Origin of the sequence: Anoxybacillus sp. PDR2 (assembly GCF_009834045.1) — a bacterium.
In the GTDB taxonomy this organism is placed as follows: Bacteria; Bacillota; Bacilli; order Bacillales; family Anoxybacillaceae; genus Anoxybacteroides; species Anoxybacteroides rupiense.
This window is the reverse complement of the sequence record NZ_CP047158.1, coordinates 54,483-67,483: the sequence shown is the minus strand read 5'-3', so window position 1 is coordinate 67,483 and position 13,001 is coordinate 54,483. Positions and strand designations below refer to the sequence as shown.

The following is a 13,001-nucleotide window of genomic DNA, read 5'->3' as shown; positions in this document are numbered from 1 at the left end:
TTTTTTCAATTTTAGATAAAATTCCCCAACCTCCATGATCGACAACATTCCTAAAAAATAAACATGAGATCCCCATGATGCTAGGTAAGCATTATGCTCAACTACTATTATAGATACATCTTGATACATCAACATTTGTCCCATGCGAACAAGGGATGATCCGATTGGAATGATCGGACAACCCAATAAAACCGCTTCCAGATAAATTCATTTATCTGGAAGCGGCTTGTTGGTTGGTTTTGGCGTCCCCCAGGCAGGTCGGTGACTTTTCTTCCGGCTTCGGATTTTTGTAGATAACGTTCGTTGATATTTATACAGCACAAGGACAACAAATAAACCAATTGTATCTGACACCACGGGTAAACATGGGATGCTTAAGCTGTCACCGATTTTCCGTCTTTCTCATATACTAACTCTTTTAAGGTTTCATATAAGATGACAAGCCATTCCTGAGGCTTTAGCCCCTTTACATACAGCACAATTTTTAGCTTTGGACCTTCCATGCCAAATCCAAATATTCGTCCATATCTGTTTCCTATTTTCGATAAACGTTGGATTTGTACATCCTTAGAAGCCTGATCATTAAATAGTAAATCAATTTGTTGCTTATGCTGTTTAATGGACTCGACTCCATTTTGTTTTGCATATACCTTCATTTCAGCAATTTGGAATAAATAATCTACCTCATCTGGATATTCTCCAAAACGATCCAACATTTCTTCGCGAAGCTCCTCCAACTCTTCTAGGGTGCTGATCGCTTTAAAGCGTTTATACATATCAATTTTTTGCAAGCCATCAGAAATATACGTATCAGGAATATAAGCATCAATTTCGATATCGATTTCCACATCAGCTGGCTTTTCTTCTTGCTGCACTCCTCTTCGTTTTTCAATCGCTTCTTTCAGCATTTGTGAATACAAGTCAAAACCAACCGAGTCAATAAATCCATGCTGCTCAGCTCCCAGTATATTTCCGGCTCCACGAATGGATAAATCACGCATGGCAATTTTAAATCCCGATCCGAGCTCTGTAAATTCTTTAATTGCCTGCAGCCGTTTCTCAGCAACCTCATTTAATACTTTATCCTTTCGATACGTAAAATAGGCATACGCTACCCGATTTGAACGGCCAACGCGCCCTCTTAACTGATAAAGCTGGGATAGCCCCATTTTATCTGCCTCATATACAATCAATGTATTAACGCTTGGTATATCAACGCCTGTTTCAATAATTGTCGTCGTCACTAGCACATCGTATTGTCCCTCTAAAAATGCAAGAAGCACAGATTCCAGTTCGTTCTCGCTCATTCTCCCGTGCGCATATGTGACACGAGCGTCGGGTACAAGCATCGAGATCTCTTCCGCTCTTATATCAATATCTTCAATGCGGTTGTACAAGACAAATACTTGCCCATCTCTGGCAAGCTCTCGCTCAATGGCCTCGCGAATTAGCTCTGGCGTATGTTCCATCACATACGTCTGTACAGGAAAACGATTTTCCGGCGGAGTCTCAATAATGGATAAATCACGCACGCCAATCATGGACATATGCAATGTTCTAGGAATCGGCGTTGCAGTCAATGTTAGCACATCAATATTCGCTTTTAGCTGTTTAATTTTCTCTTTATGGCTTACACCAAACCGCTGCTCTTCATCAATAATGAGCAGCCCTAAGTCTTTAAAGGCTACATCCCTCGATAATAATCGATGGGTGCCAATCACAATGTCAACTGTGCCATTTTTCAATCCTTGGATCGTCTCTGATTGCTGCTTCCTTGTCCGAAAACGATTAAGCAGGCCAATTTCAATCGGATATCCTTGAAACCGCTCTCGAATCGTTTCATAATGCTGCTGGGCCAAAATAGTGGTTGGAACTAAAAAAGCTACTTGCTTTCCATCCATAATCGCTTTAAAGGCTGCGCGAAGGGCCACTTCTGTTTTTCCGTAGCCGACATCGCCGCATAATAAACGATCCATCGGCTTTTCGCTTTCCATATCCCGTTTAATTTCCTCAATAGAACGCAGCTGATCATCTGTTTCTTGATAAGGAAAGGCTGCTTCAAATTCGCGCTGCATTTCCGTATCTGGAGAAAACGCATATCCCTTGCTTGCTTCCCGCTCTGCATAAAGTTTAATTAAGTCTTCCGCAATATCTTGAACAGACGACTCAACCTTTTTCTTTACCTTTTTCCATTCCGAACCGCCCAATTTATAAATTTTCGGTTCTTTTCCCTCTGAGCCTACATATTTTTGCACCTGATCGATTTGATCAACAGGAACATAGAGCGTATCGCTACCTTGATATTGAATATGAATATAGTCTTTATGAATCCCATTGATTTCTAACGTCTCGATGCCTAAGTATTTACCAATCCCATGATTGACATGGACTACATAATCTCCTACTTGCAGCTCTGAATAGCTTTTAATTCGCTCTGCATTTGATAATTTCTGTCGGCGAGCTGGTTTTTTTACCCGCTTTTTAAATAGTTCTTCTTCAGTAATGACCGCCAGTTTTTGCATCGGCAACTCAAAACCAGTGCCCAAGTCTCCTTGAATAATCTGGATCTTGCCATGCATCGGCAACGCTCCTCCAGGCAAAGGAGAAGCATCCATCTCATAATCTTCCAAAACAGATTGTAATTTTCGCATTCGTTCTGCATTCGCAGCTAAAAAAACGATGGCGTATTTCGCCTTTTTCCATCTTTCTAGCTCCGCCTTTAGCAACGGCATTTGTCCATGAAAATTTTGCATTTGCTTGCAGGAAATATTGACGATATTTTGCGGATGGGTGTGCGGAACATGCCGTAAAAAGAGCGATAAATATAAAATCGGCCTTTTGTTTTTCTGCAATAGATCAGAAAATGAGTGAGAAACAAAAGCAGTATGAATCGTTTTACCCTCTGCAAGTAAACTTGTCTGCCACTCTGCTTCCTCTTCATCTAAATTTTCTGACGTTTCTTGTAGCCGGCTCACCTCATCAAGCAACAACAAACCGTTTTCTGGCAGATAATCTAGCAAACTAGCAGGCTGCTCATAAAAAAGTGCCGAATATTTATATGGCTGCTCAATTTCTTGCCCTTGCTTCAAGCGCTCGAGCTCATATGAAATATGCTCCAATAGCAGCTGCTTCGTTTTTTCATCTTTGACCTTTTGAATACTTTCTTTTAATCCCATCTCAATGCGCTTGATTCCTTGCTGCAGTGCATCCCCATATACAAGTGTCTCATTTACAGGTCCGATTAAAACTTGCTGCACTTCCTCATGAGAGCGTTGATCGTCAACCGTAAATGTTCGAATCGATTCTACCTCTGTATCAAATAATTCCATTCGGTATGGCAATTCAGCTGTTAACGGATAAATATCAATAATACCACCGCGGATGCTAAATTCTCCCGGGGTTGATACAACGGATACACGCTTATATCCCATTTGAACAAAACGATGTTTATAAGCTTCAATATCGAATTCTTGCTCCACAGTAATTTTCAGTAAATTTTCTTTCCATAACGACTTTGGCGGCAATAAACGCCGCACCCCAGCAACAGGAGCAATCACAATTCCTCTTTTTTGCTCTGACCAATAATTCATGACCTCTAAACGCTGAGCCTTTAGTTCCGGGCTAGCAATGGCCATTTCTGCGGCAATCATTTCATTAACTGGATACAGAAACACTTCCTCTGATCCTAAAATTTGAACAAGATCATCATATATTTTTTGCGCTTGAAATAGGTTATGAGCAACAATAAGAAGCGGTCTTGCTGTTTCTTTATAAAGAGCAGATAAAAATACGGATCGAGCAGAGCCAGATAATCCTGTTATAAGCTGCTCTTTTAACCCCGCCTCAATTCCTTTCATGATCGATTGAATATCTTGGTTTTCGATAAAATAATGATGCAACGAACGCACCTTGCTCTCCCTCCTCTCGCAAAGCAATAAATGCAAAAATGCTTTGGTCACCCAAAGCGATCTACTGAATAAATTTTTCGCATTGATGCAGTTCCGGATTTCTCTCAAGCGCCTCATAGCAATCTTCACAAATCGTTTTTACATGAATTTCCCCGTTTGGAAGATAGGAGATCATATCTAATCGCTCTTCTTCTGTTAAATGGTGAAAGCCCAGTTGTTCACTATATATCGGCACTTGACTGATCGTTCCTATTTTTACTCCACAATGCCGACAATAATAGTGTAATGCCATATGGATAACCTCCTAACGGTCTCTTGCTCACATTCATTTTTTACCATTTAGGAGGATTTTATTCATGCATTAAATTCATTCATCACTTGCAAAAAAGGTTCGGTCATAAATTTTTCGCAAGCGTCAGCCGCACGCATGATAGCATGCTGAATATCCGGTTGTTCCTCGCTTATAAACCGTCCTAATACGTAATCGGTTACTTTTTGACCGTTTTGTGGACGGCCAATACCAATGCGGATCCGTTTAAATTGATCTGTGCCTAAATGATGGATTAACGATTTAATCCCGTTATGACCTCCGGCGCTTCCTTTTACCCGTAAACGAATTTTTCCTACTGGCAGATCTAAATCATCATAGATAACCAATAAATCATCTATATCCATTTTAAAATAATCCATCAACGGGCGAACACACTCACCTGATAAATTCATATATGTTAGCGGCTTACATAATATGACTTTTTCTGTTCCTACCATGTGTGATGAAAACAGCCCATTAAATTTAGTTTGATTGTATGAAAGATTCCATCTTTTCGCAAGCTCATCGATGACCATAAATCCGACATTATGTCTTGTCTGTTCATATTCTCTCCCCGGATTTCCTAGACCGACCAGTAACTTCAATGCCTTTATCTCCTCTCTATATGACACGTTCTTTCGATCTTTTCATTTTCTTGGTGTAATCCCTTGTCACGATATCGTTCTCATGGAATGTGTCAACGCTACCCCAGCATCTGGACACACGAACACAAAGCCCGTGACGGCTGTCATCGGGATGGCGAACGTAAAATTTTCACTTTTTGCTGCGGATATCATAACAGGAAAACCAACAGCCAAAAGTGCAGATCAACATTCGGCCGCAAAACAGACACACAACCCTACGTCAAATATTATCACAAAAGACGTAACCGAAATACGGTTACGTCTGTCATCACGATTCAGGCGTAGTTTCTCTTCCCTCTTCAGCTTCCGGGTGACCTGGTTCCTGTTGTTCGCCGCTATGAATTTCCTCTTCCTGCTTAGGTGGTAAAATCGAGGCAATCACTTCTTCCGACTCATGATTGATTTCGTACATCCCACCTGTTTGCACATCGCCCACTGTAATGGTTTCACCAACCTGTAATGAGGAAATGTCAATATCAATTGAGGAAGGGATGTTGGCTGGCAACGCCCGAATCGACAGCTGATGTAAAGACTGCTGTAATACACCGCCATCTTTCACGCCAGCTGCATTACCAACTAAATGTACATTAACAGCCACATCAACCTCTGTTGACATATCAACGACTTGAAAATCGACGTGAATAATCTCATTGCGAATCGGATCTTTTTGAATATCACGTAACAACGCAGAATGACTTTCACCATTTACCTTTAACGTGATTAAGCCATTTCGTCCTGCTTCGCGAACGGTTTTCAAAAAATCTGCCGCATTCATATAAACGACACGATTTTTCACATTTTTTCCGTAAAGTACTCCAGGAATATTTCCTTGTAATCGGATTTTGCGCAATCCAAAGCCTTGCCCTTCTGTACGCTCTTTCGCTTCGAGCACAGCCATGCGTCATCCTCCTCCTGTTTAAAGACTCTACGAATTACTTTGTCCTAAAACAGGAGGATTTAAACATCTATTTTTCTCAATCAAACAAGGCACTAATCGATTGCATTTCATAAATACGAATAATCGCTTCGGCAATCAACGGGGCTACTGATAGTTCTACAATTTTATCAATTTTCTTTTCTTCTGGAAGAGCAATCGAATTTGTCACAACAAGCTCTTTAATTTTTGAATTTTGAATTCTCTCAATCGCTGGACCTGAAAGTACCGGATGCGTACAACACGCATATACTTCACTAGCTCCATTTTCTACAAGTGCATTGGCCGCTAATGTTATCGTTCCAGCGGTATCAATAATATCGTCAATGAGAATGGCCGTTTTGCCTTCCACTTGTCCGACGATATTCATAACTTCAGCAACGTTTGGTTTAGGGCGGCGTTTATCAATAATCGCAATCGGAGCTTTTAACCGATCAGCTAACCGACGGGCCCGTGTTACTCCTCCATGGTCTGGGGATACGATCACGATGTCTTGAAGATTTTTGTTTTTAAAATAGTCCGCTAAAATTGGCACACCCATTAAATGGTCGATTGGAACATCGAAAAATCCTTGAATTTGTGGAGCATGGAGATCAAGCGTAATCACGCGAGAAGCCCCCGCCGTTTCTAGCAGATTCGCAACCAGCTTAGCTGTAATCGGCTCGCGAGAACGCGCTTTACGATCTTGTCTAGCATATCCATAGTAAGGCATAACGATATTAATCGTTTTGGCTGACGCCCGCTTCAGTGCATCAATCATAATTAAAAGCTCCATTAAATGTTCATTGACAGGGGCGCTGGTCGATTGGATAACAAATACATCTCCGCCGCGAATGCTCTCCTCAATGTTGATTTGAATTTCTCCATCACTGAATCGGGATACAGAGCATTTTCCCAATTGTACCCCAATCACTTGAGCAATTTCCTCTGCCAGCTTCATATTCGAATTTAACGAAAATAATTTTAGACTGGAATCAAGATATTGAGACATGATAAACCTCCATCAGGAATTTTTCTTAAAGTTAAGGCGATCCACATAATTTTCTTTATTAACCTGGCGGGCGCGAGCAATCGATAAAGCATTTCCCGGGACATCGTCTGTAATGGTAGAGCCAGCAGCTACATAAGCGCCTTTTCCAATGGTCACTGGAGCAATCAAGTTAGCATTACAGCCGATAAATGCGCCATCTTCAATTTTGGTTAAATATTTATGCTTTCCATCATAGTTCACTGTGATAGAACCGCAGCCTAAATTGACATCTTCCCCGACCTCAGCGTCGCCAATGTAGCTTAAATGCGAAGCTTTGCTGCCTTTGCCAAAGGTGGATTTTTTAATTTCAACAAAATTGCCAATCCGAACATCATCGCCGATTTGAGACGATGGACGAATATGAGCAAAGGGACCAATCGTTACTTGATGTCCAATTTCACTGTCATGGGCAACAGAGTGACGAACCGTCGTGCCGTCACCAATCGAACAATCTTTAATTTCAGAATGAGGGCCAATGATACACTCTTTTCCAATCGTTGTTTTTCCTTCAATGATCGTACCAGGATAAATGATGGTGTCACGTCCAATTTCCGCTTCTGGTGATATATAGGTATGCTCTGGATCAATAATTGTCACGCCATTGGTCATATGCGCATAGTTAATCCGTTTGCGCATAATCGCCTCAGCTTGAGAAAGGGCAATGCGGTCGTTGATCCCTATTGTTTCCTCAAACGAAGGGGACTGATAAGCAGAAATGATTTCGCCTTTTTTTCTTAAAATTTCAATCACATCAGTTAAATAATACTCGCCTTGAACATTCTGATTCGATACATTTGTAAGCGCTTCAAACAATGCTTTGTTATCGAAACAATACGTTCCTGTATTAATCTCTTGAATAGACCGTTCCTCTTCTGTAGCATCTTTATGCTCTACAATTTTTTCTACGCTTCCTTCATCATTTCGGACAATTCGGCCATATCCGCTAGGATTTTCTACAATTGCCGTTAAAATCGTCGCTTTAGCCTTGGTTGAAAGATGATGCTCTAATAGCGCTTTCATCGTTTCAGCCGTGATGAGTGGGGTATCACCGCACACAACAAGTGTTACACCTTCCAGTCCTTTCAAGTAAGGAGAAGCTTGCATAACAGCATGAGCAGTCCCTAGCTGCTTTTCTTGGAGAGCAAATTCGCTTTTATCACTGATTTGTTTTTTTACTTGTTCCGCACCAAATCCAACTACGGTAATTAACTTCTCAAGATCAAGCCGCGATACTTGATCGACTACATGCTGAACCATTGGCTTGCCGCAGACAGGATGTAAGACTTTATATAGGTTTGATTTCATTCTTGTTCCCTGTCCCGCCGCCAATATTATCGCGTATCGTTTTACCATAAACAGGGCCTCCAATTACCTTTTTATCCATAATTGAATATATCCTAATTAGCTATGTATTTCAAGGAAACATTCCATTTTACCAGAAAATAAAAAAAGCCTGTTGCACAGAACAGGCTTTTTTTATTTAAGAAGCACCGGCTTCTTCTAACTCTTCTTCAAGTTCCCCTAAACGGTGATACTCAGCTAATACTGCTTCTTGAATTTTTCCACGAGTTGTGGAATTAATTGGATGTGCGATGTCGCGAAACTCCCCGTCAGGAGTACGCTTGCTTGGCATAGCCACAAACAAGCCGTTATTGCCATCAATTACGCGAATATCATGCACCACAAATTCGTTATCCAGCGTAATAGAAGCAATCGCTCTCATACGTCCTTCGGTATTCACGCGGCGTAATCTAACGTCGGTTACTTCCATTCTGCTCACCACCTTTTCCCTATATAAGAACTTGGTTAATTTATTCCACATTCATCTCGCATTTCCTTCTTTTAATTTAAAAAATTTCATAAAAAATAGATAAAATGACCTGTTTTTGTCAAAATAAGTGTTTATTCTAGCCGATGCTGTCGAATGAAGATATGCGGGAAAATCTAATAAGGGAAAAGGGGAGTAGAAAAGCTATCATTCACTCGTGGGGCCTAATAAAATGGATTTGCTTGTTATTCTTGCGCCTCATAAATGATGAACGGACCGTATCTATATCTGTAAAAAGCCTCGAACGGAAGGCAAGTGGGTGCACGGTCACGCTTTGGCGTGACCGTGCACCCGCCAACAAGTATCTTATAGTTGGGATATCGCTAAACTTATTTCACTAAAGCAATCACTTCAATTTCAACAAGTGCGTCTTTTGGCAGCTGAGCCACTGCTACGCAAGAACGCGCTGGTTTATGCTCATTAAAATACTGGCCATATACTTCATTCACAGCTGCAAAATCGTCCATGCTTTTTAAGAAAACGGTTGTTTTTACAACTGTTTCAAGTGATGCTCCTGCTGCTTCCAGAACGGCCTTCAAATTTTTGAACACTTGATGAGTTTGCTCTTTGACATCTCCCTGCACCATTTCTCCTTCTGGTGTCAAGGCAATTTGACCTGAGCTGTAGAACATATTATTAACAATGATTCCTTGGGAGTATGGGCCAATCGCCTGAGGCGCTTTCGATGTTTGTACTTTTTCCATCTTTGTATGACTCCTTTCTTTTATTCGAGAAAATTTAAATAGTTTCCTTCTTTTACAGCAATGTGCTTCTCTTTTATATTAACAGAAGAAAGCTTCACTAAGGAAACGTATTCATCCACAAGCCGTTCACTTATATCTTCTGACTCGACAAGCACTCCGATTCCAGCCAAACGAGCGTTAAACTCATTTAATAAACTGGTCATACCATGTATCGTGCCGCCCGCTTTCATAAAATCATCGATAATTAATACGTTCGTTCCCTCTGCTAAACTGCGTTTTGCCAATACCATTGTTTGAATGCGTTTAGACGAGCCAGATACGTAATTAATGCTAACCATCGATCCTTCTGTCACTTTATTATCATGACGCACGATCACCACAGGCACATTCAAAAAATGGGCTACAGCATAAGCTAACGGAATCCCCTTTGTCGCAATGGTCATAACGACATCAATAGTCCGTTCGGCAAAAAGAGACGCATATAATTGGCCGATTTTATTGACAATTCGCGGATCTCCAAGAATATCCGTCATATAAAGATACCCACCGGGCAGCAATCGATCCGGATTTGCCAGCTGCTCACATAAGTAATGAACCGTCTCTTTGGCTTCATCAACAGAGATTTTAGGAATATATTGAACTCCGCCTGCCGCGCCTGAAAGTGTTTTCAATGTTCCGATCCCTTGCTGTTCAAATGTTTGCTTAATAATCGCTAAATCCTCACTAATGGAAGATTTGGCCGACTGATAGCGTTCAGCAAAAAAAGTGAGCGGGACCAGCTGATGGGGATGTTCTAGGAGATAGTGCGTCATATCGACTAAGCGGCTACTGCGCCTTAATTTCATAAACGAACCCCCTAAAAACCGAATGTTATATGGTAAATATAACATTAATGTACGTATTTAATCAAGCGTATTCCGCTCTCCTAATAACCTCACTGTAAAGACTTGGTCACAAAAACCTCTTAAACCGTTATAAATGCGCTGCAATCGTGAATCATACTGGACGAGTCCAAAAACCGTCGGGCCGCTTCCGCTCATTAATACCGCATCAGCCCCGAAACGCTTCATTTGCTCTTTAATATGGGCTACCTCTGGATATTTTTTTAACGTCACATCTTCCAATACATTTCCAACAAGAGAACAAATTCCTTCGTAATCTTGGTGTTTAATGGCTTGTACCATTCCATCGACATCAGGGTGCTCAATCGTGTTGACATTTAAACTTCGATACACTTCGGCTGTTGAAACCCCGATGGCTGGTTTTGCTAGAATGACCCAGCACGGTGGAGGAGCAGGAATATGTTCAATTTTTTCTCCTCGTCCGGTGGCAATGGCTGTTCCGCCATAGACGCAAAACGATACGTCAGAACCTATTTTTGCACCAAGCTCGGCTAATTCATCGAGAGTAAGTCCCAGTCTCCAAAGTTTATTTAGTCCTCGCAGTGTAGCTGCTGCATCACTGCTTCCTCCAGCCAAACCAGCAGCGACCGGAATCGCTTTCGCAATTGAAATAGCGACCCCCTTGCGAATTCCAAACGTTTCTTTCAGCAATTTTGCTGCTTGGTAAGCTAAATTCCGATGATCGTCAGGAACAAATCGATTATGTGAGACAATTTTAATTGTATCGCTGGCTAATGGGACTAGTTCGATTCGGTCAGCAAGATCAATCGTCGTCATCACCATTTTGACTTCGTGATATCCGTCTGGCCGTTTATGTAGCACATCTAACGATAAATTGATTTTAGCCGGAGCTTTTACCAATAGTCTCAAACTTTCCACCTACTTTATCCACTTCAAACTTATACGAACATTTTACCACAAACCAACGAACTCCATTATGCAATCTTTCAAGAGCCTTGTCAAAGAAAAACCGAAGCCATTAAGCTTCGGCTGCCGCGGTTATAATTTTTAGTGATTTTGATTACTTTGTCCTCTCAGCCAAATGACGTTCCGCCATTTGTATCGCTAATTTCACCATATTTCCCGCATCTTTCGCGCGAATAGCTCCCCAGCCTTCTTTTTGAACGACATCGTAAAATCCCAACTCTTTGGCCAGCTCTTCCTTAAACTGCTGTGACATCATTCCTCGACGTCTGCTCAATTGCAAGCAGCTCCTTTCAAAAACCGCGACAATTTTATTATTTAAAAACAGACGCATCTTTATGTTTCCTTTATAAAGAAAAGTACAAAACAAAAAGCAGCAAACAAATGTCTACTGCCCGCCCATTACCATATGATCGTCATCTAAAAAGGTTAATTTTACTGTTTCTGTTAACACGTCAGCATAGCTATAAGATACACGCTCGAATGCGTTTTCCGCTTGATCAAGCTCAATGACAAAGACAGATGGATACGTTTCTGCAAGAATCCCGCAGCGTTCAATGGTTTTTCTTCGCCCACCGTTCGCTTTTAATGTTAGGCGTTTACCGATGTTAGAGTCTAACGCCTTCTTAATATCGGATAAAGTTTTTGCCATCATTCGCCCTCCACCTCACTGATTTAATTATAACAAATTATTACTCAAAAATCAAAAATAAAAATTATACCAACCATTTTTTATTTATGTCAATGTGTATTTTTCTACATTTTTCTCATTTCTGTGCATATTATATACTGTTTATGAAAAATTATGTATCAAACATAGAAAAGATCGCCCGACTATCTCCCGTCGTAGCGACCTTCCTGATTTTCTTTTTCAATTAGACGAAATGGCATTCCTGTGCGCAGGACTCCTTTCGTTTCTATGCCTCCGAGCCCTTTTTCACCAGTCAATGTATTTCGTAATACATCCCAAACATGAACCGTTTCAATAAAAGGAGTAAAGCTAATCCTAGAAACAATATAGACAGGGTCAAGGGCATGAATATTGACCCGAGCTGGAGAACTAGCGAAGTTGGCGCCTGCGCGAATAAGCGATTCAAAATACGATTGACAAGCTCCTGCAAAAATGACGAGCTGGTCGAGATGAGGTATTCTTTTGCGCGCTTCTTTCACAGTCTGCACAAAATATCGCGAGTGACGATATGCCTTTAAATCCGTCGCTTTTCCTTTCGATTTCGAATAAGAGTCATGTCCTGTGATCACTAAAATATCAGGACGAATTCGGTCGATAAGCTCCCCAACCCTTTCTGGCATTTCCTTTTCTTCGCAATATATTCCATGTACCGGGACGCCAATTCGCTCATACATGCTTAAGCATTTTCGTAAATACACAGGGTCACCGTCCATGTGCAGAACGCGCCCCGGGATTTGAAAAAAATCTTCCTCTGTTTGATAGCCTCCTGTTGCTCGGTACTCTGATTTTTGCTTTAATAAGTGATAATCTTGCCTTAACAATTTATACGACTGCTCGATTAATTCACTTTCTTTTTTCTGTCTCATTTGCTGCTCTTGCTCATCAATAATGATTAAATCATCGAATGGAGCATCAGCTATTAATCGCACATCTTCTCCATGCAAAATGACTTCTTTTTCTCCGTCATTCCTCACCTTAATGTCAATGACTCGGAATAGCAAATCGCATTCATATGACTTCCTAGCGACAATATCGCCGATTTTGATATCCATTGCCTCTTCACTCCAAAAATATACGATTTATTAAGTACAATATGCATAGATTTTCAAGAGGTGAAGCGAAAAGA

13 protein-coding genes are annotated in these 13,001 nt (G+C 41.0%); all 13 read right to left on the bottom strand.

Translation table 11 applies throughout. From position 1 onward, the window contains the following. Positions 1-374: 374 nt before the first annotated feature. A complete protein-coding gene (gene mfd / locus GRQ40_RS00330; RefSeq protein ID WP_159719161.1) occupies positions 375-3,908 on the bottom strand; it encodes a transcription-repair coupling factor in 3,534 nt (1,177 codons plus the stop codon). A gap of 61 nt (positions 3,909-3,969) precedes the next feature. Further along, positions 3,970-4,200 carry an anti-sigma-F factor Fin gene (locus GRQ40_RS00325; protein ID WP_044742024.1) on the bottom strand — a complete coding sequence of 77 codons (231 nt, stop codon included), beginning with the start codon at positions 4,198-4,200 and terminating at the stop codon, positions 3,970-3,972. Positions 4,201-4,262: 62 nt separating this feature from the next. Then, positions 4,263-4,823, bottom strand: coding sequence for an aminoacyl-tRNA hydrolase (gene pth / locus GRQ40_RS00320; protein ID WP_066151212.1), 561 nt, complete (start codon positions 4,821-4,823; stop codon positions 4,263-4,265). Positions 4,824-5,130: 307 nt separating this feature from the next. Further along, positions 5,131-5,760, bottom strand: a complete 630-nt coding sequence (locus GRQ40_RS00315; RefSeq protein WP_066151215.1) for a 50S ribosomal protein L25/general stress protein Ctc — start codon at positions 5,758-5,760, stop codon at positions 5,131-5,133. A gap of 76 nt (positions 5,761-5,836) precedes the next feature. Continuing rightward, positions 5,837-6,790 (bottom strand): ribose-phosphate diphosphokinase, encoded by a 954-nt coding sequence (locus tag GRQ40_RS00310; protein ID WP_156450564.1) that lies wholly within the window; start codon positions 6,788-6,790, stop codon positions 5,837-5,839. Positions 6,791-6,799: 9 nt separating this feature from the next. After that, a complete protein-coding gene (gene glmU, locus GRQ40_RS00305) occupies positions 6,800-8,179 on the bottom strand; it encodes a bifunctional UDP-N-acetylglucosamine diphosphorylase/glucosamine-1-phosphate N-acetyltransferase GlmU (RefSeq protein ID WP_159719160.1) in 1,380 nt (459 codons plus the stop codon). Positions 8,180-8,306: 127 nt separating this feature from the next. Beyond that, a complete protein-coding gene (spoVG, locus tag GRQ40_RS00300) occupies positions 8,307-8,597 on the bottom strand; it encodes a septation regulator SpoVG (RefSeq protein ID WP_044742029.1) in 291 nt (96 codons plus the stop codon). Positions 8,598-8,983: 386 nt separating this feature from the next. Continuing rightward, on the bottom strand, positions 8,984-9,358 hold the full coding sequence (gene ridA / locus GRQ40_RS00295; protein WP_066151220.1) for a 2-iminobutanoate/2-iminopropanoate deaminase: 375 nt from the start codon (positions 9,356-9,358) through the stop codon (positions 8,984-8,986). A 20-nt stretch (positions 9,359-9,378) separates the two neighbouring features. Next, positions 9,379-10,203 carry a pur operon repressor gene (gene purR / locus GRQ40_RS00290; protein ID WP_044742031.1) on the bottom strand — a complete coding sequence of 275 codons (825 nt, stop codon included), beginning with the start codon at positions 10,201-10,203 and terminating at the stop codon, positions 9,379-9,381. Positions 10,204-10,260: 57 nt separating this feature from the next. Next, on the bottom strand, positions 10,261-11,130 hold the full coding sequence (gene ispE / locus GRQ40_RS00285) for a 4-(cytidine 5'-diphospho)-2-C-methyl-D-erythritol kinase (RefSeq protein ID WP_066151223.1): 870 nt from the start codon (positions 11,128-11,130) through the stop codon (positions 10,261-10,263). Between the two features lie 151 nt (positions 11,131-11,281). Further along, the gene (locus GRQ40_RS00280) at positions 11,282-11,461 is read right to left on the bottom strand and encodes a small, acid-soluble spore protein, alpha/beta type (RefSeq protein ID WP_066151258.1); all 180 of its coding nucleotides are present in this window, start codon (positions 11,459-11,461) and stop codon (positions 11,282-11,284) included. A 111-nt stretch (positions 11,462-11,572) separates the two neighbouring features. Beyond that, positions 11,573-11,836: a biofilm formation stimulator Veg gene (gene veg / locus GRQ40_RS00275; protein ID WP_044742047.1), complete on the bottom strand. Its 264-nt coding sequence runs from the start codon at positions 11,834-11,836 to the stop codon at positions 11,573-11,575. A 182-nt stretch (positions 11,837-12,018) separates the two neighbouring features. Continuing rightward, positions 12,019-12,927: a sporulation peptidase YabG gene (gene yabG, locus GRQ40_RS00270; protein WP_066151227.1), complete on the bottom strand. Its 909-nt coding sequence runs from the start codon at positions 12,925-12,927 to the stop codon at positions 12,019-12,021. Positions 12,928-13,001: the final 74 nt, after the last annotated feature.